Annotated in this window: 22 protein-coding genes and 1 pseudogene; 17 read left to right on the top strand and 6 right to left on the bottom strand. The window is 56.5% G+C overall.

Annotation, left to right across the window (positions count from 1 at the left end):
* Positions 1–54: 54 nt before the first annotated feature.
* Positions 55–804, bottom strand: a complete 750-nt coding sequence (gene msyB, locus LGL98_RS21355; RefSeq protein ID WP_136028860.1) for an acidic protein MsyB — start codon at positions 802–804, stop codon at positions 55–57.
* A 28-nt stretch (positions 805–832) separates the two neighbouring features.
* Entirely contained in the window at positions 833–1237 is a 405-nt protein-coding gene (locus LGL98_RS21350) for a DUF2541 family protein (protein ID WP_136028862.1), read from the bottom strand.
* Between the two features lie 383 nt (positions 1238–1620).
* Between LGL98_RS21350 and dnaK the strand changes: the two genes are divergently transcribed.
* The 4 genes from dnaK to nhaR all read left to right on the top strand — a co-directional run bounded on the left by dnaK (position 1621) and on the right by nhaR (position 7061).
* Positions 1621–3537 (top strand): molecular chaperone DnaK, encoded by a 1917-nt coding sequence (dnaK, locus tag LGL98_RS21345; RefSeq protein WP_004204234.1) that lies wholly within the window; start codon positions 1621–1623, stop codon positions 3535–3537.
* An 87-nt stretch (positions 3538–3624) separates the two neighbouring features.
* Positions 3625–4758, top strand: a complete 1134-nt coding sequence (dnaJ, locus tag LGL98_RS21340; protein ID WP_002887955.1) for a molecular chaperone DnaJ — start codon at positions 3625–3627, stop codon at positions 4756–4758.
* A gap of 176 nt (positions 4759–4934) precedes the next feature.
* Positions 4935–6110, top strand: coding sequence for a Na+/H+ antiporter NhaA (gene nhaA / locus LGL98_RS21335; RefSeq protein WP_136028864.1), 1176 nt, complete (start codon positions 4935–4937; stop codon positions 6108–6110).
* Positions 6111–6164: 54 nt separating this feature from the next.
* The gene (nhaR, locus tag LGL98_RS21330) at positions 6165–7061 is read left to right on the top strand and encodes a transcriptional activator NhaR (RefSeq protein ID WP_002887961.1); all 897 of its coding nucleotides are present in this window, start codon (positions 6165–6167) and stop codon (positions 7059–7061) included.
* Positions 7062–7179: 118 nt separating this feature from the next.
* Here the strand turns inward: nhaR and rpsT are convergent, their stop codons facing one another.
* Complete coding sequence (gene rpsT, locus LGL98_RS21325) at positions 7180–7443, bottom strand: 30S ribosomal protein S20 (RefSeq protein WP_002887965.1); 264 nt, start codon at positions 7441–7443, stop codon at positions 7180–7182.
* 116 nt (positions 7444–7559) lie between these two features.
* On the opposite strand from rpsT, the pseudogene LGL98_RS26355 reads away from it, so the two are divergent.
* The 8 genes and pseudogenes from LGL98_RS26355 to LGL98_RS21290 form a co-directional block, all read left to right on the top strand.
* Positions 7560–7765: pseudogene (locus tag LGL98_RS26355) on the top strand (DUF2575 domain-containing protein); the annotation flags it as partial.
* Positions 7766–7772: 7 nt separating this feature from the next.
* Positions 7773–8711, top strand: coding sequence for a bifunctional riboflavin kinase/FAD synthetase (gene ribF, locus LGL98_RS21320; RefSeq protein ID WP_008807494.1), 939 nt, complete (start codon positions 7773–7775; stop codon positions 8709–8711).
* 43 nt (positions 8712–8754) lie between these two features.
* Positions 8755–11571, top strand: coding sequence for an isoleucine--tRNA ligase (gene ileS, locus LGL98_RS21315; RefSeq protein WP_136028867.1), 2817 nt, complete (start codon positions 8755–8757; stop codon positions 11569–11571).
* Positions 11571–12071, top strand: coding sequence for a signal peptidase II (gene lspA, locus LGL98_RS21310; protein ID WP_136028869.1), 501 nt, complete (start codon positions 11571–11573; stop codon positions 12069–12071). Before ileS ends, lspA begins: the two co-directional genes overlap by 1 nt.
* A gap of 117 nt (positions 12072–12188) precedes the next feature.
* Complete coding sequence (fkpB, locus tag LGL98_RS21305) at positions 12189–12638, top strand: FKBP-type peptidyl-prolyl cis-trans isomerase (RefSeq protein ID WP_004204241.1); 450 nt, start codon at positions 12189–12191, stop codon at positions 12636–12638.
* 1 nt (position 12639) lies between these two features.
* A complete protein-coding gene (gene ispH, locus LGL98_RS21300; RefSeq protein ID WP_136028871.1) occupies positions 12640–13590 on the top strand; it encodes a 4-hydroxy-3-methylbut-2-enyl diphosphate reductase in 951 nt (316 codons plus the stop codon).
* Between the two features lie 66 nt (positions 13591–13656).
* Complete coding sequence (gene rihC, locus LGL98_RS21295; RefSeq protein ID WP_136028872.1) at positions 13657–14571, top strand: ribonucleoside hydrolase RihC; 915 nt, start codon at positions 13657–13659, stop codon at positions 14569–14571.
* A 30-nt stretch (positions 14572–14601) separates the two neighbouring features.
* Positions 14602–14967 (top strand): DUF805 domain-containing protein, encoded by a 366-nt coding sequence (locus tag LGL98_RS21290; RefSeq protein WP_136028874.1) that lies wholly within the window; start codon positions 14602–14604, stop codon positions 14965–14967.
* Here LGL98_RS21290 and LGL98_RS21285 read toward each other — a convergent pair.
* Positions 14915–15844, bottom strand: a complete 930-nt coding sequence (locus LGL98_RS21285; RefSeq protein ID WP_136028876.1) for a LysR family transcriptional regulator — start codon at positions 15842–15844, stop codon at positions 14915–14917. The genes LGL98_RS21290 and LGL98_RS21285 overlap by 53 nt on opposite strands.
* Before the next feature lie 92 nt (positions 15845–15936).
* Here LGL98_RS21285 and LGL98_RS21280 point away from each other — a divergent pair, with 92 nt between their 5' ends.
* The 5 genes from LGL98_RS21280 to LGL98_RS21260 all read left to right on the top strand — a co-directional run bounded on the left by LGL98_RS21280 (position 15937) and on the right by LGL98_RS21260 (position 22934).
* A complete protein-coding gene (locus LGL98_RS21280; RefSeq protein WP_136028878.1) occupies positions 15937–16566 on the top strand; it encodes an alanyl-tRNA editing protein in 630 nt (209 codons plus the stop codon).
* 294 nt (positions 16567–16860) lie between these two features.
* A complete protein-coding gene (gene dapB / locus LGL98_RS21275) occupies positions 16861–17682 on the top strand; it encodes a 4-hydroxy-tetrahydrodipicolinate reductase (RefSeq protein ID WP_136028880.1) in 822 nt (273 codons plus the stop codon).
* A 457-nt stretch (positions 17683–18139) separates the two neighbouring features.
* Entirely contained in the window at positions 18140–19288 is a 1149-nt protein-coding gene (carA, locus tag LGL98_RS21270) for a glutamine-hydrolyzing carbamoyl-phosphate synthase small subunit (RefSeq protein WP_025713778.1), read from the top strand.
* Positions 19289–19305: 17 nt separating this feature from the next.
* The gene (gene carB, locus LGL98_RS21265; RefSeq protein WP_136028882.1) at positions 19306–22530 is read left to right on the top strand and encodes a carbamoyl-phosphate synthase large subunit; all 3225 of its coding nucleotides are present in this window, start codon (positions 19306–19308) and stop codon (positions 22528–22530) included.
* A gap of 170 nt (positions 22531–22700) precedes the next feature.
* Positions 22701–22934: a YgdI/YgdR family lipoprotein gene (locus LGL98_RS21260; protein ID WP_002888059.1), complete on the top strand. Its 234-nt coding sequence runs from the start codon at positions 22701–22703 to the stop codon at positions 22932–22934.
* A 47-nt stretch (positions 22935–22981) separates the two neighbouring features.
* Here the strand turns inward: LGL98_RS21260 and LGL98_RS21255 are convergent, their stop codons facing one another.
* Both LGL98_RS21255 and LGL98_RS21250 read right to left on the bottom strand, forming a co-directional pair.
* On the bottom strand, positions 22982–23449 hold the full coding sequence (locus LGL98_RS21255; RefSeq protein ID WP_008807484.1) for a NanQ anomerase/TabA/YiaL family protein: 468 nt from the start codon (positions 23447–23449) through the stop codon (positions 22982–22984).
* The gene (locus LGL98_RS21250; protein ID WP_008807483.1) at positions 23446–23976 is read right to left on the bottom strand and encodes a gluconokinase; all 531 of its coding nucleotides are present in this window, start codon (positions 23974–23976) and stop codon (positions 23446–23448) included. Before LGL98_RS21250 ends, LGL98_RS21255 begins: the two co-directional genes overlap by 4 nt.
* Positions 23977–23986 lie beyond the last annotated feature (10 nt).

The following is a 23986-nucleotide window of genomic DNA, read 5'->3' as shown; positions in this document are numbered from 1 at the left end:
ACCCCGCGACTTGGCGGCGGGGCGCGGCATAATAATGAGGCGCTAAAGGGCTGTCTATGATCTGGCGGGGTATTTTTCACCAATTTCCGCGCTGTCTGACGGCGGCTGGAGCATTTGCCGTAAACAGGCAATATGCAGGACCGCGGGGATGGTGACCCGATAGGCGCTGCCGCTCACCGCTTTAACGCTGTTCAGCGCGGCGCCGAGCGGTCCACCCAGCCCGGCACCGCGCACCAGGCCATGTCCGATAACGCTTACTGCGGCGTGCGTGCGCAGGATGGCGGTTAAGCGTTCATCCAGCAACAGGGTGACGCCTTCGCTCAGCTTACGATGCCTTAGCAGATGGGGCATCAGGGTGTCCAGCTCGTTGCTCCGGCATTCCACTGCGGCGAGAAACTGCGCTTTTTGCGCTGCATCGAGCTTCTTCCAGCTATTTTGCAGAAAATGGGTCAGCAACTGCTGCTCGATCTGCGGCGTCGACATCTGTTTGTCGACTTTCGCTTTCAGCCGCTTGCATACATCCAGCAGGATCGCGCGATAAAATTTGCCATGGCGCCGCAGGGTGTTGGCGATGCTGTCGCCGCCAAAATGCTGCAGCTCGCCAGCAATCAACTGCCAGTTGCGACGATAGCGCTCCGGATGCCCCTCCATCGCTAAAAAAGTCTCGTTGCGCAGGAGCGTGCTGGAGAGACGGGGTTTGCCATTTTCCCCGTGGGTCAGAATGCGGGTAAAGGCTTCCAGATGCGCCTCGCTGCACTCACGCAGAAAGGCGAGATCGTCATCATCCAGGTAATTAATATGCATAACGTTTTCTCTCGGGCAGGGAACGACGTTAGTCATCGCCGATAATTTTCAGTGACGCCATATCTGAGGAGTGCACCGTGTGGCCGGAGAAAGCGATTTTTTTCACACAGCGTTTGCTGTCGTTATCACTATTGATGTTGATCCAGCCGGTGGTGCTGCCCTCTTTGATCCCGGCGGGGACGTTCAGTGTGTGGCTGGCGCCGTGGCTGGCTTTAAAGTAGACCGTTGCCCCGGAGAGCTGTATATCGCCGCGGTCGGCGCTGAGCTGAATGCGTTTGACCACCCGGCAGACGGGGAGCGTCAGCGTCAGGTCGTTGGTTTCATTGCGCGGCATAGCTATCACGCCGAGGATTTTATGGTCGTTAGCGGCCGCCGAGGTGATAAATGACGCGCCGAGGATAAGCCCCACGGAAAGCCGGTATAGCGATTTCATTAATTTGTCCCCTGAATAAGCAAAGTGCAGTGGCGGGAGTTTATCACTGCGAAAACGGGGCTTTTAGCGCGCAAGTATTGCGGGTTATGTCAATGATATTATGAATATATTTGGTGTTTTAATTTGTTTTTTGTATACATATTTCGCTGCCGTTTTTGCCATCCAACAACCTTGTTCGGTAAGCCATCCGTAACTGTGTGTGAATCCGACGCAAAAAATTTTTATGCTTGCCCCTTGATGCCGGAGTGGGCGACCCCATCTTGTAGTCAACCGCAGTGAAGAACCTGAAAAAAAATGATGTCTGGGCAGTTGAAACCGCACGTTTCGCCCTTATTACAGGTTCACAACCACATGTTGATCGAATTTTTAGTGGAGACGTTTAGATGGGTAAAATTATTGGTATCGACCTGGGTACTACCAACTCTTGTGTAGCGATTATGGATGGCACTACTGCACGCGTGCTGGAGAACGCCGAAGGCGATCGCACCACGCCTTCTATCATTGCCTATACCCAGGATGGTGAAACTCTGGTTGGTCAGCCGGCTAAACGTCAGGCAGTGACAAACCCGCAAAACACCCTGTTTGCGATTAAACGCCTGATTGGCCGCCGCTTCCAGGACGAAGAAGTTCAGCGTGACGTTTCTATCATGCCATACAAAATTGTTGCCGCAGACAATGGCGACGCATGGCTGGATGTGAAAGGCACCAAAACTGCACCGCCGCAGATCTCTGCAGAAGTGCTGAAGAAAATGAAGAAAACGGCTGAAGATTACCTGGGTGAACCGGTAACTGAAGCGGTTATCACCGTACCGGCTTACTTTAACGATGCGCAGCGTCAGGCAACCAAAGATGCCGGCCGTATCGCCGGTCTGGAAGTTAAACGTATCATCAACGAACCAACCGCGGCCGCGCTGGCTTATGGTCTGGATAAAGAAGTGGGCAACCGTACTATCGCGGTTTACGACCTCGGTGGTGGTACTTTCGATATCTCTATTATCGAAATCGACGAAGTTGATGGCGAAAAAACCTTTGAAGTTCTGGCGACCAATGGTGATACCCACCTGGGCGGCGAAGACTTCGATACGCGTCTGATCAACTACCTCGTTGATGAGTTCAAGAAAGATCAGGGCATTGACCTGCGCAACGACCCGCTGGCTATGCAGCGCCTGAAAGAAGCCGCTGAGAAAGCGAAGATTGAACTGTCTTCTGCTCAGCAGACCGACGTTAACCTGCCGTACATCACTGCAGACGCGACCGGTCCGAAACACATGAACATCAAAGTGACTCGCGCGAAACTGGAAAGCCTGGTAGAAGACCTGGTTAACCGTTCCATCGAGCCGCTGAAAGTCGCTCTGCAGGATGCCGGTCTGTCCGTTTCTGATATCAACGACGTGATCCTCGTTGGTGGTCAGACTCGTATGCCGATGGTGCAGAAGAAAGTGGCCGAGTTCTTTGGTAAAGAACCGCGTAAAGACGTTAACCCGGATGAAGCCGTGGCGATCGGTGCTGCCGTTCAGGGCGGTGTATTGACTGGCGATGTGAAAGACGTACTGCTGCTCGACGTAACCCCGCTGTCGTTGGGTATCGAAACCATGGGTGGCGTAATGACTGCGCTGATCAGCAAAAACACCACCATCCCGACCAAGCACAGCCAGGTGTTCTCTACCGCTGAAGACAACCAGTCTGCGGTAACCATCCATGTGCTGCAGGGTGAGCGTAAACGCGCGTCTGATAACAAATCTCTGGGTCAGTTCAACCTGGATGGTATTAACCCGGCGCCGCGCGGCATGCCGCAGATCGAAGTGACTTTCGATATCGATGCTGACGGTATCCTGCACGTTTCCGCGAAAGACAAAAACAGCGGTAAAGAGCAGAAGATCACCATCAAAGCGTCTTCCGGTCTGAATGAAGAAGAAATTCAGAAAATGGTTCGCGAAGCAGAAGCTAACGCTGAATCTGACCGTAAGTTCGAAGAGCTGGTACAGACCCGCAACCAGGGCGATCATCTGCTGCACAGCACTCGTAAGCAGGTTGAAGAAGCAGGCGATAAACTGCCGGCTGACGACAAAACTGCCATTGAGTCTGCGCTGACCGCGCTGGAAACTTCGCTGAAAGGCGAAGACAAAGCGGATATCGAAGCGAAAATGCAGGCGCTGGCGCAGGCTTCTCAGAAGCTGATGGAAATCGCTCAGCAGCAGCACGCTCAGCAGCAGGCGGGTTCCGCTGACGCTCAGGCGAGCAACGCGAAAGACGACGATGTTGTCGACGCTGAGTTCGAAGAAGTGAAAGATAAAAAATAATCGCCCTTTGAACGGGTAAAACACTGGCACGGGCGAAGAGGTTTCCTCTCCGCCCGTGCACGCATGTTAAGGGGCTGAAAAACACCGATGGCAAAGCAAGATTACTACGAGATTTTAGGCGTTTCCAAAACAGCGGAAGAGCGTGAAATCAAAAAGGCTTATAAGCGCCTGGCCATGAAATATCACCCGGACCGCAACCAGGGTGATAAAGAGGCTGAAGCCAAATTTAAAGAAATCAAAGAAGCGTATGAAATCCTGACTGATGCCCAGAAGCGTGCGGCCTACGATCAGTACGGCCACGCGGCCTTCGAACAGGGCGGCATGGGCGGCGGCGGCGGTTTTGGCGGCGGTGCTGATTTCAGCGATATCTTTGGCGATGTTTTCGGCGATATCTTTGGCGGCGGACGTGGTCGTCAGCGCGCGGCACGCGGTGCCGATCTCCGTTACAACATGGAGCTGACGCTGGAAGAAGCGGTGCGTGGCGTCACTAAAGAGATCCGTATTCCGACGCTGGAAGAGTGCGACGTCTGCCACGGCAGCGGCGCCAAGGCCGGCAGCAAACCGCAGACCTGTCCTACCTGTCATGGTGCAGGTCAGGTGCAGATGCGCCAGGGCTTTTTTGCGGTACAGCAGACCTGTCCGCACTGCCAGGGACGCGGTACGCTGATTAAAGATCCGTGCAATAAATGTCATGGCCATGGCCGCGTAGAGAAGACCAAAACCCTGTCGGTTAAAATTCCGGCGGGCGTGGATACCGGTGACCGGATCCGTCTGGCGGGCGAAGGCGAGGCCGGCGAGCATGGCGCACCGGCAGGCGATCTGTACGTTCAGGTCCAGGTGAAGCAGCACGCTATCTTTGAGCGTGAAGGTAATAACCTGTACTGCGAAGTTCCGATCAACTTCACCATGGCAGCGCTGGGCGGTGAGATTGAGGTCCCAACGCTTGACGGCCGCGTAAACCTGAAAATTCCGGGTGAAACCCAGACCGGCAAGCTGTTCCGCATGCGTGGGAAGGGCGTGAAGTCTGTTCGCGGCGGCGCGCAGGGCGATCTGCTGTGCCGCGTAGTGGTGGAGACGCCGGTGGGGCTGAATGAGAAGCAGAAACAGCTGCTGAAAGAGCTGCAGGAAAGCTTCGGCGGTCCGACCGGGGAAAATAACAGCCCGCGCTCGAAAAGCTTCTTTGACGGCGTGAAGAAGTTCTTCGACGACTTGACCCGCTAATACCGCCTTTGTTGATATCCGGCCCGGGCCTTTGCTGCCCGGGCTTTTTTTGTCTTAGAAACGCCGTTTAACTCGTAAAAAACGAGTGTTAACCCAACTTAAATCTGATTTTTTCGAGTTATCAGTATGTGTATTATGCTTTTATCGAGTTATTCACCAACAGGATGAAAGTAAAAGTGAAACATCTGCAACGATTCTTTAGTAGCGATGCTTCCGGCGGCATTGTCTTAATCATCGCTGCCGCGCTGGCGATGGTGATGGCCAACACCAGTGTGACCAGCGGTCTGTATCACTCCTTCCTTGAGACGCCAGTACAGCTGCGTGTGGGCGCGCTGGAGATCAACAAGAACATGCTGTTATGGATCAATGATGCCCTGATGGCGGTGTTCTTTTTGCTGATTGGCCTGGAGGTCAAGCGCGAGTTGATTCAGGGCTCTCTGGCCAGTCGTCGTCAGGCGGTCTTCCCGGTAATCGCCGCACTGGGAGGCATGATTGTCCCGGCGCTGGTCTATCTGGCCTTTAACGCCCAGGATCCTGTCGCCAGAGAAGGGTGGGCGATCCCGGCGGCGACGGATATTGCCTTTGCCCTCGGCGTGCTGGCGCTGCTAGGCAGTCGCGTGCCGACGGCGCTGAAGATTTTCCTGATGGCGCTGGCGATTATTGATGACCTCGGGGCTATCGTGATTATCGCGCTGTTTTATACCCATGACCTGTCCATGCTCTCGCTGGGCGTGGCGGCGGCGGCGATTGCGGTGCTGGTGGCCCTGAATCTGAGCGGCGTACGGCGTACCGGGATCTATATTCTGGTTGGCGCGGTGCTGTGGACGGCGGTGCTAAAGTCTGGCGTTCACGCGACCCTTGCCGGGGTGATTGTCGGCTTTATGATCCCGCTCGAGGAAAAGCATGGCAAGTCACCGGCTAAAGCGCTTGAGCATGTCCTGCACCCGTGGGTGGCGTTTATGATCCTGCCGCTGTTTGCCTTCGCTAACGCCGGGGTCTCACTGCAGGGGGTCACCCTTGCCGGGCTGACGTCGCTCCTGCCGCTGGGCATCATGGCTGGCTTGTTTATCGGTAAGCCGCTGGGGATCAGCCTGTTCTGCTGGCTGGCGCTGAAGCTGAAGTGGGCTTCGCTGCCGGCGGGGACCACCTGCAAGCAGATTATGGCGGTGGGTATCCTGTGTGGGATTGGCTTTACGATGTCGATTTTCATCGCCACTCTGGCTTTCGGCAACGTGGATCCTGCGTTGATCAACTGGGCTAAGCTGGGCATCTTAATTGGCTCAGTGTTATCGGCAGTCACCGGCTACCTCATACTGCGTCAGCGCGTGACGGATACTCGCCTCGCGGTATAACCTTTCCGCAGGAGGGCCTGCCAGGCCCTCCTGGACATTATCAGGGAGAGAAGCATGTCACATATCAACTACAACCATCTGTACTACTTCTGGCACGTTTATAAAGAAGGGTCCGTCGTGGGCGCGGCGGAGGCGCTATTTCTGACGCCGCAGACCATTACCGGGCAGATCAAAGCCCTGGAGGAGCGCCTGCAGGGTAAGTTATTTAAGCGAAAGGGAAGAGGGCTTGAGCCGAGCGAGCTGGGAGAGCTGGTCTTCCGTTACGCCGACCGGATGTTTACCCTCAGCCAGGAGATGCTCGACATCGTCAACTATCGCAAAGAGTCGAACCTGCTGTTTGACGTCGGCGTGGCCGATGCGCTCTCGAAACGGCTGGTGAGCGGCGTGCTGGATGCCGCCGTCGTTGAGAGCGAGCAGATCCATCTGCGCTGTTTTGAATCCACCCATGAGCTACTGCTGGAGCAGCTGAGCCAGCATAAGCTCGACATGATTATCTCTGACTGCCCGATCGACTCGACGCAGCAGGAAGGGCTGTTTTCGGTGAAGATCGGCGAGTGCAGCGTCAGCTTCTGGTGCATGAACCCGGCGCCGACGAAGCCGTTCCCGGCCTGTCTCGAAGAGCGACGGCTGCTGATCCCCGGCCGGCGATCGATGCTGGGACGTAAGCTGCTGAACTGGATTAATGTGCAGGGGCTGAAAGTGGAGATCCTCGGCGAGTTTGACGACGCGGCGCTCATGAAAGCCTTCGGCGCCGCACATAATGCGATATTTGTCGCGCCGACGCTCTACGCGCATGATTTCTACCATGATGAATCAATTGTCGAAATTGGCCGTATGGATAGCGTGATGGAGGAGTATCACGCTATTTTCGCTGAACGAATGATTCAGCACCCGGCGGTACAGCGTATCTGTAATCGCGATTATTCGTCGCTGTTCACCGAACCCCGATAGCCGGAAGGCGTGGGCTGGCGTGGCTCAGATCGCGCCAGCGTGCGGCGCCGGGAGAGGATAACAGGCATAAAAAAACCCGCTTTCGCGGGTTTTTTCACAAAGCGACAACAAGCAGCGATTAAGCCAGTTTGTTGATCTGTGCGGTCAGGTTAGCTTTATGACGCGCAGCTTTGTTTTTGTGGATCAGACCTTTAGCAGCCTGACGGTCCACGATCGGTTGCATTTCGTTAAATGCTTTCTGTGCAGCAGCTTTGTCGCCAGCTTCGATAGCTGCGTATACTTTCTTGATGAAAGTACGCATCATAGAGCGACGGCTAGCGTTGTGCTTGCGAGCCTTTTCAGACTGAACGGCGCGCTTCTTAGCTGATTTGATATTAGCCAAGGTCCAACTCCCAAATGTGTTCTATATGGACAATTCAAAGGCCGAGGAATATGCCCGTTTAGCCTTCTTTTGTCAATGGATTTGTGCAAATAAGCGCCGTTTAACACCACAGCGCTTCATTACGTAGTGATGGCGCAAGATTCTACCAGCTTGTTGCAGGCGAATACAGCCTTTCCACCATAAAAATCGCCGGGCGCGGGCAGTTTTCCCGCTTTCTCGCGCTGAGTGAATGAATTCCTGAGAACTTTCGTTGCCGAGGTGCAATCGCTGGTTAACGTTGACAGTTGTACAAGGTATACTCGGACGATTTTCACTGTTTTGAGCCAGACATGAAGCTGATACGCGGCATACATAATCTCAGTCAGGCCCCGCACGGGTGCGTGCTGACCATTGGTAATTTCGACGGCGTGCATCGTGGGCATCAGGCGCTGCTGCAGCGGTTGCGCGAAGAGGGCCGCCAGCGCGGTTTACCGGTCGTGGTAATGATTTTTGAACCCCAGCCGCTGGAGCTCTTTGCCGCCGATAAAGCCCCGGCACGGCTGACCCGCCTGCGTGAAAAGCTGGGCTATCTGGCTGAAAGCGGGGTTGACTATGTATTGTGCGTTCGCTTTGACCGCCGGTTCGCCGCGCTAACCGCACAGGATTTTATCAGTGAACTGCTGGTGCGCCGCCTGGGCGTGCAGTTCCTCGCCGTTGGTGACGATTTCCGCTTTGGCGCTGGTCGCCAGGGGGATTTCTTGTTATTACAAAAGGCGGGGGCGGAATATGGCTTTGACGTTACCAGCACCCAGACCTTCTGTGAAGGCGGGGTGCGGATCAGCAGCACGGCGGTGCGCCAGGCGCTGGCCGATGACGATCTTCTTCTTGCGGAGACACTGCTCGGCCATCCATTTAGCATCTCCGGACGCGTCGTGCATGGCGACGAACTGGGCCGTACCATAGGTTTTCCGACGGCGAACTTACCGCTGCGTCGTCAGGTTTCCCCGGTTAAAGGGGTCTATGCGGTAGAAGTGACAGGGCTGGGCGACAAACCGATAGCGGGCGTCGCCAATATTGGCACCCGTCCAACGGTTGCGGGCGTGCGTCAGCAGCTCGAAGTACATCTGTTGGACGTTGTAATGGACCTCTACGGTCGCCATATCAATGTAGTACTGCGTAAAAAGATACGTAACGAGCAGCGGTTTGCGTCGCTGGACGAGCTGAAGGCGCAAATCGCACGTGATGAGTTAACGGCCCGCGAATTATTTGGGCTGACCAGCCAGGCCTGAGCCACTGGTGTTTATCAAACCGAAATACGGAACCGAGAATCTGATGAGTGACTATAAATCGACCCTGAATTTGCCGGAAACAGGGTTCCCTATGCGTGGCGACCTCGCCAAACGCGAACCGGGAATGCTGGCGCGTTGGACTGATGATGACCTGTACGGCATCATTCGTGCAGCCAAAAAAGGCAAAAAAACCTTCATTCTGCATGATGGCCCTCCTTATGCGAATGGCAGCATTCATATTGGTCACTCGGTAAATAAGATTCTGAAAGACATTATCGTTAAGTCCAAAGGACTGACGGGCTATGACTCGCCTTACGTTCCGGGCTGGGACTGCCACGGCCTGCCGATCGAGCTGAAAGTGGAGCAGGAATACGGCAAGCCGGGCGAGAAGTTCACCGCCGCCGAATTCCGCGCTAAGTGCCGCGAATATGCCGCCGAGCAGATCGACGGCCAGCGTAAAGACTTTATCCGTCTCGGCGTGCTAGGCGACTGGTCGCATCCGTACCTGACCATGGACTTCAAAACCGAAGCCAACATCATCCGCGCGCTGGGCAAAATCATCGGTAATGGCCACCTGCATAAAGGCGCCAAACCGGTGCACTGGTGCGTAGACTGCCGTTCCGCGCTGGCGGAAGCGGAAGTGGAGTATTACGACAAAACCTCTCCGTCTATCGATGTCGCGTTCCACGCGGTAGACAAAGCCGCAATACTGGCGAAATTCGGCGTAGCCGACGTCAACGGCCCGGTGTCGCTGGTTATCTGGACCACCACCCCGTGGACCCTGCCGGCTAACCGCGCTATCTCCCTGTCGCCGGAATTTGACTATGCGCTGGTGCAGGTTGACGGCCAGGCGCTAATCCTGGCGAAAGACCTGGTTGAGAGCGTAATGAAGCGCGTTGGCGCGACGGATTACACTATCCTGGCGGCGGTACAGGGTTCCGAGCTCGAACTGATGCGCTTCAAGCATCCGTTCCTCGATTTCGACGTGCCGGCGATCCTTGGCGACCACGTGACGCTGGATGCGGGTACCGGTGCGGTACATACCGCCGGTGGCCACGGTCCGGACGACTACACCATTAGCCAGAAATACGGTCTGGAAATCGCTAACCCGGTTGGCCCGGACGGCGCTTACCTGCCAGGTACCTATCCGTCTCTGGACGGCATTAATGTTTTCAAAGCCAACGACATCATCGTTGAGATGCTGCGTGAGCGTGGCGCGCTGCTGCATGTGGAAAAAATGCAGCACAGCTATCCGTGCTGCTGGCGCCACAAGTCGCCGATCATCTTCCGCGCCACCCCACAGTGGTTCGTCAGCATGGATCAGAAAGGCCTGCGCGCGCAGTCGCTGAAAGAGATCAAAGGCGTGCAGTGGATCCCGGACTGGGGCCAGGCGCGTATCGAATCGATGGTTGCTAACCGTCCTGACTGGTGTATCTCCCGTCAGCGCACCTGGGGCGTGCCGATGTCGCTGTTCGTGCATAAAGAAACTCACGAACTGCACCCGCGTACCCTTGAGCTGATGGAAGAAGTGGCGAAGCGTGTTGAAGTCGACGGCATCCAGGCGTGGTGGGATCTCGATTCCCGCGACATCCTTGGCGATGACGCTGACAGCTACGAGAAAGTGCCGGATACCCTTGACGTTTGGTTTGACTCCGGGTCGACCCACTCCTCCGTGGTTGACGTGCGTCCGGAATTCGCCGGTCACGCTGCCGATATGTATCTGGAAGGTTCTGACCAGCATCGTGGCTGGTTCATGTCTTCGCTGATGATTTCCACGGCGATGAAAGGCAAGGCGCCATATCGTCAGGTACTGACCCACGGCTTCACCGTCGACGGCCAGGGCCGTAAAATGTCCAAGTCTATCGGCAACACCGTTAGCCCGCAGGACGTGATGAACAAGCTCGGCGCCGATATCCTGCGCCTGTGGGTGGCTTCCACCGACTACACCGGCGAAATGGCGGTCTCCGATGAGATCCTCAAACGCGCCGCCGACAGCTATCGTCGTATCCGTAACACCGCGCGCTTCCTGCTGGCGAACCTGAATGGTTTCGATCCGGCGAAAGACATGGTTAAACCGGAAGATATGGTGGTGCTGGACCGCTGGGCGGTCGGCTGCGCGCAGGCGGCACAGGAAGATATCCTGAAAGCCTACGAATCCTACGACTTCCATGAAGTGGTGCAGCGCCTGATGCGCTTCTGCTCCATCGAGATGGGCTCGTTCTACCTCGACATCATCAAAGACCGCCAGTACACCGCCAAGGCGGACAGCGTGGCGCGTCGTAGCTGCCAGACTGCGCTGTTCCATATCGTGGAAGCGCTGGTGCGCTGGATGGCGCCGATCATGTCCTTCACCGCGGACGAAATCTGGGGCTACCTGCCGGGCGAGCGTGAGAAATACGTCTTCACCGGCGAGTGGTATGAAGGTCTGTTCGGCCTGGCCGACGACGAAGCGATGAACGACGGTTTCTGGGATGAGCTGCTGAAGGTACGCGGCGAAGTCAACAAGGTGATCGAGCAGGCGCGTGCGGATAAGAAAGTCGGCGGCTCGCTGGAAGCGGCGGTCACGCTGTATGCCGATGCCGATCTGGCGGCAAAACTCAACGCGCTGGGCGATGAATTGCGATTTGTCCTGTTGACCTCTGGGGCGAACGTCGCAGACTATGCGAGCGCGCCTGTTGATGCGCAGCAGAGCGAACTGCTCAAAGGGCTGAAAGTCGCATTGAGTAAGGCCGAAGGTGAGAAATGCCCGCGCTGCTGGCATTACACCACTGATATCGGCAAGGTGGCGGAACACGCGGAAATCTGCGGACGCTGTGTGAGCAACGTCGCCGGTGACGGCGAGCAACGTAAATTCGCCTGATGAGTAAATCGATCTGTTCAACGGGGCTACGCTGGCTGTGGGTGGTCGTAGCCGTGCTGATTATCGATCTGGGCAGCAAATTCCTGATCCTCCAGAACTTCGCTCTGGGGGAGACGGTTCCGCTGTTCCCGTCGCTTAATCTGCATTATGCCCGCAACTACGGCGCGGCCTTTAGCTTCCTCGCCGACAGTGGCGGCTGGCAGCGCTGGTTCTTTTCCGGGATCGCGATCGGCATTTGCGTGGTACTGACGGTGCTGATGTACCGTTCGAAGGCAACGCAAAAGCTGAACAACATTGCCTACGCGCTGATTATCGGCGGCGCGCTGGGCAACTTGTTCGATCGCCTGTGGCACGGCTTTGTGGTCGATATGATCGACTTCTACGTCGGCGACTGGCATTTCGCCACCTTCAACCTCGCCGATAGTGCGATCTGCATCGGCGCAGCGCTGATTGTGCTGGAAGGTTTCTTGCCGAAACCGAACGCGAAAGAGCAGGCGTAAATCTCAATGCCGGGTGGCGCTACGCTTACCCGGCCTACAGAATTAGTGGCCTCCCTTAGGCCCGGTAAGCGTAGCGCCTCCGGGCAGCAGGTGGCCTAAAACAAGCGAGCAATTTGCATGTCTAAATCCGTACAGAGCAACAGCGCGGTCCTCGTTCACTTCACCCTGAAGCTGGATGATGGCTCCACGGCTGAATCTACCCGCAATAACGGTAAACCGGCGCTGTTTCGCCTCGGCGACACCTCTCTGTCTGAAGGGCTGGAGCAACAGCTTCTCGGTCTGAAAGAGGGGGAGAAAAAGGCCTTTTCGCTGGAGCCTGACGCCGCCTTTGGCGTACCCAGCCCGGACCTGATTCAGTATTTCTCTCGCCGCGAGTTTATCGACGCTGGCGAGCCGGAGATCGGCGCGATTATGCTCTTTACCGCAATGGATGGCAGCGAAATGCCTGGCGTGATCCGCGAAGTGAACGGCGATTCCATCACCGTTGACTTCAACCATCCGCTGGCCGGGCGCACTGTTCATTTTGATATTGAAGTGCTGGAGATCGATCCGGCGCTGGAGGAGTAACATGCAGATCCTGTTGGCTAACCCGCGCGGCTTTTGCGCTGGTGTTGACCGCGCTATCAGCATTGTAGAAAACGCGCTGACGCTGTATGGCGCACCGATCTATGTTCGTCATGAAGTGGTGCACAATCGCTATGTGGTGGATAGCCTGCGCAAGCGTGGCGCTATTTTTATCGAACAGATTAGCGAAGTTCCGGACGGCGCGATCCTGATTTTCTCCGCCCACGGCGTGTCGCAGGCGGTACGTAATGAAGCGAAGAGCCGCGACCTGACGGTGTTCGACGCCACCTGTCCGCTGGTGACCAAAGTCCATATGGAAGTCGCCCGCGCCAGCCGCCGCGGCGAAGAGTCGATTTTGATTGGCCACGCCGGCCATCCGGAAGTTGAAGGCACCATGGGGCAGTACAACAACCCGGAAGGGGGAATGTACCTGGTCGAGTCGCCGGAAGATGTGCTGAAGCTGGAAGTGAAAAATGACGCCCGGCTGTCCTTTATGACCCAGACCACGCTCTCCGTCGACGATACGTCCGACGTTATTGACGCTCTGCGCGCGCGTTTCCCGAAAATCGTTGGTCCGCGTAAAGATGACATTTGCTATGCCACCACCAATCGTCAGGAAGCCGTGCGCGCGCTGGCGGAGCAAGCTGACGTGGTGCTGGTGGTCGGGTCGAAAAACTCCTCCAACTCTAACCGCCTCGCCGAGCTGGCACAGCGGATGGGTAAGGCGGCCTATCTGATTGACGATGCTTCTGATATTCAGGAAGCATGGGTTAAAGATGTTGCCTGCGTCGGCGTGACGGCGGGGGCGTCAGCCCCGGATATTCTGGTGCAGAACGTTATTACCCGCCTGCAGGAGCTGGGCGGCGGTGAAGCCGTGCCGCTGGAAGGCCGTGAAGAGAATATCGTCTTTGAAGTGCCGAAAGAGCTGCGTGTGGATGTCCGTGAAGTAGAATAAGTTCTTTCCGACTGCAATATGAGAAGATGCCAGACTCACGTCTGGCATTTTTTTTAGGGAGAAACCATGCGCTTACCAATCATTCTTGATACCGATCCGGGCATCGACGATGCCGCCGCCATTGCCGCGGCGCTCTTCGCGCCTGAGCTGGATCTGCAGCTGATGACCACCGTGGCGGGCAATGTCTCGGTGGAGAAGACGACCCGTAACGCGCTGCAGCTGCTGCACTTCTGGAATGCCGATGTGCCGCTGGCGCAGGGCGCTTCAATGCCGCTGGTGCGTCCGTTGCGCGACGCCGCCTCGGTGCATGGCGAATCTGGCATGGAAGGGTATGACTTTGTTGAGCATCAACGTCAACCGCTGGCCAAGCCGGCCTTCCAGGCGATCCGCGATGCGCTCATGCACGCTGCCGAGCCGATCACCCTGGTGGCGATTGGTCCGCTGACCAATATTGCGCTGCTGCTGACCCAGTATCCGGAATGTGTGTTTAACATTCGCCGACTGGTGATTATGGGCGGCTCGGCGGGGCGCGGCAACTTCACGCCGAATGCGGAATTCAATATTGCTATCGATCCGGAAGCCGCCGCAAAAGTGTTCCACAGTGGACTGGAGATTGTAATGTGTGGGCTGGACGTCACCAACCGGGCGCTGCTGACGGCAGATTATCTGGCGACCCTGCCGACGCTGAATCAGACCGGTAAAATGCTTCATGCCCTGTTTAGCCACTATCGCAGCGGCAGCATGAGCAGTGGTCTGCGCATGCACGACTTGTGCGCTATCGCATGGCTGGTACGCCCGGAACTGTTCACTCTCCAGCCGTGTTTTGTGACCGTAGAGACACAGGGCACCTGGACCGCCGGCACCACGGTGGTGGATATCGAAGGGCGGCTGGGCCAGCCGGCGAATGCGCAGGTGGCGCTGGACATCGACGTCGAAGGGTTTCAGCGCTGGGCAGCGGAGGTGATTGCCCTGGCGCCGTGATATATCACTCGATTTTCAAGGAGAAAAGCAATGACCTATGGACAGGCGTATTTGAGCGGCTGGAAAGAGACCTTTAACTTTAGCGGACGCGCCAGCCGGCAGCAGTTTTGGACGTTTTTTCTTATCAATGTGCTGATCGCCACCGCGCCAATGGCCGCCTGGAGTCTGGCCACCCTTGTTGACCCTCACTACGGGATCCTCAGTTTTGTTGTCATACCCTTTGCGGCGCTGTGGCTACTGTTGATGGTGATCCCTTTGCTGGCTGTTGGCTGCCGGCGGATGCATGATATCGGTCGCTCCGGGATCTGGTTCGTACTGGGGGTCATTATTCCCTGGTTTGGCGTTATTTCGCTGTTAATGTGCTGCCTGCGTTCAGCGCCGGCACCGTCTCGCTGAGATAATCAATCATTGCCCGCATTCTGGCGGGCATATGCTTATTTCCCGCCCACAGCAGCCACAGATCGCCGGAATAGCTGCTGATAAATTCCCACTCTGGCAGCACCTGCACGATATCGCCGTTCGCCAGCGCCTCACGGGCGGTGAACAGCGGCAGGCTGCCGATCCCCACATGCTGCCTGACCGCGTCGAGGCGTACGGCGGTATGGTTGGCGGCGTACCGCCCGTACGTTTGCACCGTTTCGGTTTTCCCTTCCCGGCGAAACTTCCAGCGCGCGTCGGCAGGCGTTTCGCCAAGGCTGATGCAGCTATGTATGCGCAGATCCTGCGGCGTGTGCGGCGTACCGTGCTGCTGTAAATAAGCCTCAGTGGCGCAAATAACGTGCCTGATTGGCATCAGTGGTTTGCCATGCAGGCCGGGGGAGGGGGTATCGGTGATGCGTAGCGCCAGATCAATACCGTCATCGATAAAATCCAGAGGGCGATCTTCCAGCCGCAGGCAGACATCCACCTGCGGGTAACGCTGGAAAAACGCCATCATCAGCGGGTGGATCACAAAGCGACCGACGGCTTTCGGTACGCTGAGGGTCAGCTTCCCCTGGGCGACCGTTTGGTTGCTGCTGGCGGAATCCATCGCCTGCCGCGCCGCATCCTGCATCTCCTGCGCATGGTGATAGACCGTTTCTCCGGCATCGCTCAGGCGTAGCTTTCGGGTGGTACGCTGCAGAAGTTTACAGCCCATCTCCCGTTCCAGCCGCGATACGCTGCGGCTTACGGCAGAAGGGGTAATGCCGTTCTGGCGGGCGACGGCGGAGAAGCTGCCCTGGTCGACGATCTGGACGAAGAGGGCGAGATCCGGCAGGAGTTTCAGATTCATTTGTGCTCCCGGAGCAAGAGTGCATTGGCGGGTGGTGGGATTATCGCTGTCGATATTAACAATATACTGAGCGGACAGAGAGGAGAATCATCATGACTGAACGGGTTTATTACACCAGCGACGCCACTGACGGGCGTGCCCAGATCATCACCTGCACCGCTGAAGCGGATGGCCGCTACGCTATCGAACTGGATCATACGTTGTTTCATCCACAGGGAGGGGGACAACCGGCGGACCGCGGCTGGTTAGCTGGCCAGGTGGTGGAGACGGTTATCGTGCGTGGCGACAGCGTATTGCACATCGTGGCGCAGCCGCTTTCTGCTGGTGAAGTGGAGATGAAAATTGATGCACCTACGAGACAGTTGCACGCCCGTCTGCATTCCGCCGGTCATCTGCTTGGCCTGGCGGGCGAACAGCTTGGCTGGCAACCGGTGAAAGCGCACCACTGGCCCGGCGAAGGGCGGATAACCTTTACCAGCCGGAATAGCGCCGCGCTGCCGGACGCCAGCGCGCTGCTGACGCAGGTGAAGGGATGGCAGGCGCAGGACTTACCGCGTCAGGTGACGTTCGCTGATGGCTTACGCCAGGTGGGATTCGGCGACCTGCCCGCTTATCCCTGCGGGGGGACCCATGTCGCCCGTCTGTCAGAGCTGGGCGACATTGTTATCAGTCAGATTAAGATGAAGAAGGGGCAGCTGGTGGTCAGCTATACCCTGGCGTAAGGCTTTCTGCTCTACCGGAAGTATAATGTTTCCATAGCATTTCAACGCTGGTCGGTCGAGTTTGCCAGATTTAGTCCATCTTATTTCTTGAAACCAACAGATGACGAAAACGTCCATTATCGTCTCTGAGAGAGCACCCGCAAAGCACGCATTTCAGCCCAATCTTATAGTTTTTACTGATATCGTTCGCCGTTTGTCATAAATTTCTAATTATCGGCGTTTTTGAGTAGCGGCCCGCTGATGGGCTGGTTACTCTGAAAACAATTTACGTAATGTTAACAAAAGAGAATAGCTATGCATGATGCACAAATCCGCGTGGCCATCGCCGGCGCGGGCGGCCGGATGGGACGCCAGTTAATTCAGGCTGCATTGCAGATGGAAGGCGTGGCGCTGGGCGCGGCGCTGGAGCGCGAAGGGTCAAGCCTGGTGGGCAGCGATGCTGGCGAGCTGGCGGGCGCAGGAAAAGCGGGCGTTACGGTGCAAAACAGCCTGTCGGCGGTTAAAGACGATTTCGACGTCCTGATCGATTTTACCCGCCCGGAAGGCACGCTGAACCACCTGGCGTTTTGCCGCGAGCACGGCAAAGGAATGGTCATCGGCACCACCGGGTTTGACGACGCCGGCAAACAGGCGATTCGCGACGCCGCGCAGGAGATTGCCATTGTCTTCGCCGCTAACTTTAGCGTCGGCGTCAACGTCCTGTTGAAGCTGCTGGAGAAGGCGGCGAAGGTGATGGGCGACTATACCGACATCGAAATTATCGAAGCGCATCACCGGCATAAAGTGGATGCGCCGTCAGGCACCGCGCTGGCGATGGGCGAAGCGATCGCCGGAGCATTGAACAAAGATCTGAAGGACTGCGCTGTCTACAGTCGTGAAGGTCATACCGGCGAACGCATTCCGGGTACCATTGGCTTCGCGACCGTCCGTGCGGGCGATATCGTCGGGGAGCATACGGCAATGTTTGCTGATATCGGTGAGCGTATCGAGATCACCCATAAAGCGTCCAGCCGAATGACCTTTGCTAATGGCGCGGTTCGTTCAGCTTTATGGCTGAAAGCTAAGAAAAATGGCCTATTTGATATGCGTGACGTGCTGGATCTGAATGCTTTATAACGATTATTACCCATCGTGATGTGGTTATTGCTATCAATAAGTTATTGATGCAAGGGGCAATATTTTGTTGCCCTTCTTTATTTTTGCGGATTACGAAGTGTTTTTGTGGCGTGATTGGTAAAATATGAAGTATTAACCTGTTTTTTAGTGAATGAAATGTAAATTTTGACCATCTGGTCCACTTTTTTGCTGGTTAGGGCTCTGTTTTACACTCTTTCACGTCCGCAAGCGTTTTCTCAGCCAGGTTTGTTGATCTTTTTAGCGTAAAAATCACGTGTTATGCGCCAGTGGCGTAAAATGACATTAAAAATCTCCGCTTTGAGTTGACTTTTATCCGACATCTCTCCAGAATGCCGCCGTTTGCCAAAAATCTGCGGGCAACAGATTTGCATTGATTCAGATCGTGTTTATGAATTAATATGCAAATAAAGTGAGTGGATATTCTCTGGAGGATGTTTTGATTAAGTCAGCGCTATTGGTTCTGGAAGACGGAACCCAGTTTCACGGTCGGGCCATCGGGGCAACCGGCACGGCGGTTGGGGAAGTCGTTTTCAATACTTCAATGACCGGTTATCAAGAAATCCTCACTGATCCTTCCTATTCCCGCCAAATCGTCACTCTTACTTATCCCCATATTGGTAATGTCGGCACCAACGCCGCCGATGAAGAATCTTCTCAGGTACATGCGCAGGGGCTGGTTATTCGCGACCTGCCGCTGATTGCCAGCAACTTCCGCAGTACCGAAGACCTCTCTTCCTATCTGAAGCGCCATAACATCGTGGCGATTGCCGATATCGATACCCGCAAGCTGACGCGTCTGCTGCGTGAGAAAGGAGCGCAGAACGGCTGCATCATCGCGGGCGACAGCCCGGATGCCCAGCTGGCGCTGGAAAAAGCGAAAGCGTTCCCGGGCCTGAACGGCATGGATCTGGCGAAGGAAGTGACCACCGCAGAAACCTATAGCTGGACGCAAGGCAGCTGGACCCTGGCGGGCGACCTGCCGGAAGCGAAAGCGGAAAGCGAGCTGCCGTTCCACGTCGTGGCATATGACTTCGGCGCGAAACGTAACATCCTGAGGATGCTGGTTGACCGCGGCTGCCGCCTGACGGTGGTGCCAGCGAAGACCTCCGCCGCGGACGTACTGGCGCTGAATCCGGACGGTATCTTCCTCTCCAACGGCCCTGGCGACCCGGCGCCGTGCGATTACGCTATCGAGGCGATTGAAAAATTCCTTGAGACCGATATTCCGGTATTCGGCATCTGCCTTGGCCATCAGCTGCTGGCGCTGGCGAGCGGTGCCAGGACCATTAAGATGAAGTTCGGCCACCACGGCGGCAACCATCCGGTGAAAGATATCGACAACAATGTGGTGATGATCACCGCCCAGAACCACGGTTTCGCGGTGGATGAAGCCACGCTGCCGGCTAACCTGCGCGTGACCCACAAGTCGCTGTTCGACGGCACCCTGCAGGGGATCCATCGTACCGATAAACCGGCGTTCAGCTTCCAGGGCCACCCGGAAGCGAGCCCGGGGCCGCACGATGCCGCACCGCTGTTCGACCACTTTATCGAGTTAATTGAGCTCTACCGTCAGTCCGCGAAATAATCAGGAGTAAAAGAGCAATGCCAAAACGTACAGACATAAAAAGTATCCTGATTCTGGGCGCGGGCCCGATTGTTATCGGTCAGGCGTGTGAGTTTGACTACTCCGGAGCCCAGGCCTGTAAAGCCCTGCGTGAAGAAGGCTACCGCGTTATCCTGGTGAACTCTAACCCGGCGACCATCATGACTGACCCGGAAATGGCCGATGCCACCTATATCGAGCCGATTCACTGGGAAGTGGTGCGTAAAATCATCGAAAAAGAGCGCCCGGACGCGGTGCTGCCGACCATGGGCGGCCAGACTGCGCTGAACTGCGCGCTCGAGCTGGAGCGTCAGGGCGTTCTGGCTGAATTCGGTGTGACTATGATTGGCGCCACCGCCGATGCGATTGATAAAGCCGAAGACCGTCGCCGTTTCGATATCGCGATGAAAAAAATCGGTCTCGACACCGCGCGCTCTGGTATCGCCCACACGATGGAAGAAGCGCTGGCGGTTGCCGCCGACGTTGGTTTCCCGTGCATCATCCGTCCGTCCTTTACCATGGGCGGCACCGGCGGCGGTATCGCCTATAACCGCGAAGAGTTCGAAGAAATCTGCGAACGCGGCCTGGATCTCTCTCCGACCAACGAACTGCTGATTGATGAATCACTGATCGGCTGGAAAGAGTACGAGATGGAAGTGGTGCGCGATAAGAACGATAACTGCATCATCGTCTGCTCGATTGAAAACTTTGACGCCATGGGTATCCACACCGGTGACTCCATCACCGTTGCGCCGGCGCAGACCCTGACTGATAAAGAGTACCAGATCATGCGTAACGCCTCGATGGCGGTGCTGCGTGAAATCGGTGTCGAAACCGGCGGCTCTAACGTACAGTTCGCGGTCAACCCGAAAAACGGTCGCCTGATCGTTATTGAAATGAACCCGCGCGTCTCCCGCTCCTCGGCGCTGGCCTCCAAAGCGACCGGCTTCCCGATTGCTAAAGTGGCAGCCAAGCTGGCGGTAGGTTATACCCTTGACGAGCTGATGAACGACATCACCGGCGGCCGCACGCCGGCTTCTTTTGAGCCGTCCATCGACTACGTGGTCACTAAAATTCCACGCTTTAACTTCGAAAAATTCGCCGGCGCCAACGACCGTCTGACCACCCAGATGAAGTCTGTCGGCGAAGTGATGGCGATTGGTCGCACCCAGCAGGAATCCTTGCAGAAAGCGCTGCGCGGTCTGGAAGTGGGCGCCACCGGCTTCGATCCGAAAGTGAGCCTCGACGATCCGGAAGCGCTGACCAAAATCCGCCGCGAGCTGAAAGACGCCGGCGCTGAGCGTATCTGGTATATCGCTGACGCGTTCCGCGCGGGCCTCTCCGTCGACGGCGTCTTCAACCTGACCAACATCGATCGCTGGTTCCTGGTGCAGATTGAAGAGCTGGTACGTCTGGAAGAGAAAGTGGCAGAAGTGGGCATCAACGGCCTCGACGTTGACTTCCTGCGCACTCTGAAGCGTAAAGGCTTTGCCGATGCGCGTCTGGCGAAGCTGGCGGGCGTGCGTGAAGCGGAAATCCGCAAGCTGCGCGACCAGTATGACCTGCATCCGGTCTACAAACGCGTGGACACCTGCGCGGCGGAATTTGCTACCGATACCGCCTACATGTACTCCACTTATGAAGAAGAGTGTGAGTCCAACCCGTCCGTTGACCGCGATAAAATCATGGTTCTCGGCGGCGGCCCGAACCGTATCGGTCAGGGTATCGAATTTGACTACTGCTGCGTACACGCCTCGCTGGCGCTGCGTGAAGACGGTTACGAGACCATCATGGTCAACTGTAACCCGGAAACCGTCTCCACCGACTACGACACCTCCGACCGTCTGTACTTCGAGCCGGTGACCCTGGAGGACGTGCTGGAAATCGTGCGCATCGAGAAGCCAAAGGGCGTTATCGTCCAGTACGGCGGTCAGACCCCGCTGAAGCTGGCGCGCGCGCTGGAAGCTGCTGGCGTGCCGGTTATCGGTACCAGCCCGGATGCTATCGACCGTGCGGAAGACCGCGAGCGCTTCCAGCACGCGGTTGACCGTCTGAAGCTGAAGCAGCCGGCGAACGCCACCGTCACCGCCATTGAGCAGGCGGTAGAGAAAGCGAAAGAGATTGGCTACCCGCTGGTGGTGCGTCCGTCTTACGTGCTCGGCGGTCGGGCGATGGAGATCGTCTATGACGAGCAGGATCTGCGCCGCTACTTCCAGACCGCGGTCAGCGTCTCCAACGACGCTCCGGTACTGCTGGACCGCTTCCTCGACGACGCGATTGAAGTGGATGTCGATGCCATTTGCGATGGCGAAATGGTGCTGATTGGCGGCATCATGGAGCATATCGAGCAGGCAGGCGTCCACTCCGGCGACTCCGCCTGTTCCCTGCCTGCCTACACCCTGAGTAAAGAGATTCAGGATGTGATGCGCGAGCAGGTGCAGAAGCTGGCCTTCGAGCTGCAGGTTCGTGGTCTGATGAACGTCCAGTTCGCGGTAAAAGATAACGAAGTCTATCTGATTGAAGTCAACCCGCGTGCGGCGCGCACCGTGCCGTTCGTCTCCAAAGCCACCGGCGTCCCGCTGGCGAAAGTGGCGGCGCGCGTGATGGCTGGTAAAACCCTGGCGCAGCAGGGCGTGACCAAAGAGATCATCCCGCCGTACTACTCGGTGAAAGAGGTGGTCCTGCCGTTCAACAAATTCCCGGGCGTTGACCCGCTGTTGGGGCCAGAAATGCGCTCCACCGGGGAAGTGATGGGCGTCGGCCGTACCTTCGCTGAAGCGTTCGCCAAAGCGCAGCTGGGCAGCAACTCGACCATGAAGAAACAGGGTCGCGCACTGCTCTCCGTCCGCGAAGGCGACAAAGAGCGCGTAGTCGACCTGGCGGCGAAGCTGCTGAAGTTTGGCTTCGAGCTGGATGCGACTCACGGCACCGCGATTGTGCTGGGTGAAGCAGGCATTAACCCGCGTCTGGTGAACAAGGTGCATGAAGGTCGTCCGCACATTCAGGACCGCATCAAGAATGGCGAATATACCTACATCATCAACACCACCGCAGGTCGTCAGGCGATTGAAGACTCCAAGCTGATCCGCCGCAGCGCGCTGCAGTACAAAGTGCATTACGACACCACCCTGAACGGCGGCTTTGCCACCGCGATGGCGCTGAACGCTGACGCCACCGAGAAGGTGATTTCGGTTCAGGAAATGCACGCGCAAATCACCAAATAACTGCCACCGGCCCGGCCGGATAGCAACAAACGTGGGCTGACGACATCGTCAGCCCTTTTTTATGGGCTGCGGTCATCTTCGGAGAGTTCTGCTTTTAACCCCCTGTCGGGTCAGGCTAACTATAGTTAGCACCATAACGATACCTATTGATGAAAAGACAGGAGGATACAATGCGGAACAATATTCTGGTGGCATCCGCACTGGCAGCGACGGCAATCATGTTCGTGGCTGGCTGCTCATCGAATCAGTCGATCAAAACCACCGACGGCAAGACCATTGTCACCAGCGGCAAACCGCAGGTGGATGATGATACCGGCCTCGTCTCATACAAAAATGCCGAAACCGGCCGCGTGGAGCAGATTAACCGCGACCAGGTGAAGTCCATGGATGAGCTGGATAACTAATGGTTATCCCAGGCCCCGCGGGGAGTTTGCGGGGCCGAACGAGCGAGTTACAGTAGCGCGCGATCGATTTTAACCACGATTTTACGCAACGCTGCGCCTTGTTCGAGGCAGGCCATCGGGCGGTGTAATTCGCCAGGGAAGAGGATCGCCAGCTCTTCCGGGTAGAGATGAATCAGCGTTTCGCTGTCGATAGCCTGACAGAAACCGATATCCTGCGTCGTGTTGAAGTGACCATCTTCAACGACCGGCAGCCCTTTATTCCCGGCACCGATGATCTCTTCACCTTTCAGCACAATGTGAATGTCGAGATATTGACGATGATATTCCGGGCGTTGCTCGCTCAGCGGCCGGGTATGGCCTTCGACGACGGTAAAAAACACATTATCACTCTCGACGGTATATTTCCCCGGCGGCAGCGCGTGCGGTTGTTGCTGTAACACGGCCTGCAGCGCCTGGCGGATCACCGGCGGATAGAGCTCATTTTCGGCGGCGGCGGTTAAGGTATCGATAATCATGCCGGGATCCTCTGCGGTTGTTGCGAATGAAGTAACGTTAATGAGTGAGCGACAATACTGGCGACGTCGGGGGTAATATCGACGGCCAGAACATCGCTTTCACTGGCGTCGGGTGTTTCCAGGGCGGCGAACTGGCTACGCAGTAACGCTTCTGGCATAAAGTGGCCTTTACGCTGGCGCATTCGCTGCAAAATGCAGTCATAATCCCCGGTCAACCACAGGAAGCGTAGCTTCGCGTTCCCCTCACGCAGGCGGTCGCGATAGCGCTTTTTTAATGCGGAACAGACCAATACACCTGACTCGTTTTTCTGCTCAAGACTGAAAATGACGTCGGCGATACGCGTCAGCCACGGCTGACGATCCTCATCATTCAGCGGCTGGCTGGTGGCCATTTTGACGATATTGTTGCGTGGATGAAGGTCGTCGCCGTCGATAAATTTCGCTCCCAGCGCGTGGGCCAATGCCTGACCGACGGTGGATTTGCCGGTTCCGGAGACGCCCATCAAAATAATGCATTGTCCTGCCATCATACGCTCC

Source organism: Klebsiella africana, assembly GCF_020526085.1.
In the GTDB taxonomy this organism is placed as follows: domain Bacteria; phylum Pseudomonadota; class Gammaproteobacteria; order Enterobacterales; family Enterobacteriaceae; genus Klebsiella; species Klebsiella africana.
Note: the sequence above shows the minus strand (reverse complement) of the source record. Positions and strands in the feature narration are given on the sequence as shown.

What these genes read in the sequence shown, in the direction of transcription:
- LGL98_RS21285 (WP_136028876.1), bottom strand. Translation starts at nt 15,844, where the DNA reads ATGAATCTGAAACTCCTGCCGGATCTCGCCCTCTTCGTCCAGATCGTC.
- ispH (WP_136028871.1), top strand. Translation starts at nt 12,640, where the DNA reads ATGCAGATCCTGTTGGCTAACCCGCGCGGCTTTTGCGCTGGTGTTGAC.
- dapB (WP_136028880.1), top strand. Translation starts at nt 16,861, where the DNA reads ATGCATGATGCACAAATCCGCGTGGCCATCGCCGGCGCGGGCGGCCGG.
- LGL98_RS21255 (WP_008807484.1), bottom strand. Translation starts at nt 23,449, where the DNA reads ATGATTATCGATACCTTAACCGCCGCCGCCGAAAATGAGCTCTATCCG.
- LGL98_RS21250 (WP_008807483.1), bottom strand. Translation starts at nt 23,976, where the DNA reads ATGGCAGGACAATGCATTATTTTGATGGGCGTCTCCGGAACCGGCAAA.
- LGL98_RS21280 (WP_136028878.1), top strand. Translation starts at nt 15,937, where the DNA reads ATGACTGAACGGGTTTATTACACCAGCGACGCCACTGACGGGCGTGCC.
- dnaJ (WP_002887955.1), top strand. Translation starts at nt 3,625, where the DNA reads ATGGCAAAGCAAGATTACTACGAGATTTTAGGCGTTTCCAAAACAGCG.
- dnaK (WP_004204234.1), top strand. Translation starts at nt 1,621, where the DNA reads ATGGGTAAAATTATTGGTATCGACCTGGGTACTACCAACTCTTGTGTA.
- rihC (WP_136028872.1), top strand. Translation starts at nt 13,657, where the DNA reads ATGCGCTTACCAATCATTCTTGATACCGATCCGGGCATCGACGATGCC.
- LGL98_RS21260 (WP_002888059.1), top strand. Translation starts at nt 22,701, where the DNA reads ATGCGGAACAATATTCTGGTGGCATCCGCACTGGCAGCGACGGCAATC.
- carB (WP_136028882.1), top strand. Translation starts at nt 19,306, where the DNA reads ATGCCAAAACGTACAGACATAAAAAGTATCCTGATTCTGGGCGCGGGC.
- LGL98_RS21350 (WP_136028862.1), bottom strand. Translation starts at nt 1,237, where the DNA reads ATGAAATCGCTATACCGGCTTTCCGTGGGGCTTATCCTCGGCGCGTCA.
- lspA (WP_136028869.1), top strand. Translation starts at nt 11,571, where the DNA reads ATGAGTAAATCGATCTGTTCAACGGGGCTACGCTGGCTGTGGGTGGTC.
- ileS (WP_136028867.1), top strand. Translation starts at nt 8,755, where the DNA reads ATGAGTGACTATAAATCGACCCTGAATTTGCCGGAAACAGGGTTCCCT.
- fkpB (WP_004204241.1), top strand. Translation starts at nt 12,189, where the DNA reads ATGTCTAAATCCGTACAGAGCAACAGCGCGGTCCTCGTTCACTTCACC.
- nhaR (WP_002887961.1), top strand. Translation starts at nt 6,165, where the DNA reads ATGTCACATATCAACTACAACCATCTGTACTACTTCTGGCACGTTTAT.
- LGL98_RS21290 (WP_136028874.1), top strand. Translation starts at nt 14,602, where the DNA reads ATGACCTATGGACAGGCGTATTTGAGCGGCTGGAAAGAGACCTTTAAC.
- msyB (WP_136028860.1), bottom strand. Translation starts at nt 804, where the DNA reads ATGCATATTAATTACCTGGATGATGACGATCTCGCCTTTCTGCGTGAG.
- ribF (WP_008807494.1), top strand. Translation starts at nt 7,773, where the DNA reads ATGAAGCTGATACGCGGCATACATAATCTCAGTCAGGCCCCGCACGGG.